This window comes from Campylobacter coli LMG 9860 (assembly GCF_000254135.1).
GTDB classification, from domain to species: Bacteria; Campylobacterota; Campylobacteria; order Campylobacterales; family Campylobacteraceae; genus Campylobacter_D; species Campylobacter_D coli.
Genome location: NZ_AINS01000124.1, coordinates 1 through 1,448 on the forward strand (window position 1 = coordinate 1; position 1,448 = coordinate 1,448).

At 26.5% G+C, this 1,448-nt stretch carries 1 protein-coding gene and 1 pseudogene; both read right to left on the minus strand.

From position 1 onward, the window contains the following. Positions 1-335 (minus strand): annotated as a pseudogene (locus CCO88_RS09645) (hypothetical protein); the annotation flags it as partial. 14 nt (positions 336-349) lie between these two features. Next, complete coding sequence (locus CCO88_RS09650) at positions 350-1,354, minus strand: toxic anion resistance protein (RefSeq protein ID WP_002840640.1); 1,005 nt, start codon at positions 1,352-1,354, stop codon at positions 350-352. Between the last annotated feature and the right edge of the window lie 94 nt (positions 1,355-1,448).

Here is a 1,448-nt window from a genome sequence, read left to right on the forward strand (position 1 = left end):
GTTTTAGGCGTGTATTTGTATTTTTTTATGATTTTTACTTCTTCAACAATAAAACTTTCCCTTTTTAATGCAAGTAAATCTTCCATAGTATTATCTATAATTAGAATTTTTGGATTTTGAGAAACTACTGTGATAACCTTATCTTTTTTAAATTTCTCTACCATTAATGTTTTTAATCCGAATGTAATAGATTCTTTCCAATATTTTTTACAAAAATCAAAACTTGTTATAAAACTCCAAAAGATAAATAGTGTTTGAATAGAGATGATAAAAATAAAAAAATAAAGCCCTATCTTTTCAAAAGAAAGAGCAAGTTCATTGCTTAATTCAAACATAATTCTTTCCGTTTTTATTTAACATGATTGATTAACATATTTTTAGAATTAATTTCATCCATTAATTTGTCAAAATTTTGCAAGTGCTTTTTAATATCATCTGTAGCCTTAATTCTAAAGTCTTTAATCTTCTCAAAACTTTCCAAACATTCTTTAAAAGAAGTTTCTAAAGCTTGCATATCAAGCATTGCTGATGAGGCTTGCATTTGAATACTTGCACCTTGATTTTTAAGTTGTGTAGAAGTTTGTTTAATCAAATCAGAAGTTACTCTATTTAAACCATTTACGCTATTTAATATTCTTTCTTGTTCTGACAATGATTGAGCCATTAAGATAGCAACCCCCAAGGCTTCAACTGTGACTTCTTTTGCTCTATCTAAAGAAACGATAAGCTCTCTATTGTTTGCAATGAGAGTTGTAAATGCAATCACTGATTGTTCCATCACCATTACTCTTTGCTTTACATCAGTCATTTTCTGCAATAAAGGAAAATAGGTATCACTTTTAAATCTATTTATTTCAAATTCATCTTTTTTATTAATAGACAAATATTCGTCGCATTCTTGTTGTGCTTGAGACAATTCTTCAATTAAATTTTTAAGCTCATTGCGTTTAATTGCCATGCCTTCAATTTCTAATTTTAGTGCTTTATTGTCATTTTCAAGCTCTTCTTTACTTTTATTTAAATAAAGAATAATATTATCAATTAATTTAGATGAATTTTCGAATTTATCAATATATCTCGAAAGATGATTAATTTTAAAAGCTTTGGATAAAATTTTTGGGATAATCCCTGCTTTGCCAAAAACAGATTTATTCCTATATGGGCTTACATTGTCAATTAAAACCTGAAGCTCATCAAGCTTTTTATAGACTTCTCCATTATCTGTATTTTTAAGTTGATCCATAGAAATTTTAATTAACGGACTTGCAGATACAGCAGAGCTTTTTTCGCTATCTTTTTTTAACAATACCATCACTTTTTCATTCATTACTTTATATTGCTGAGTTGAACTCATCTTTTCTCCTTGAATTTTGTTTGTTGTAGTGTATATTATTAAAGCTTATTTTATACTTAAATATTAGTGTATTAAATATATTTTTATATTAAAT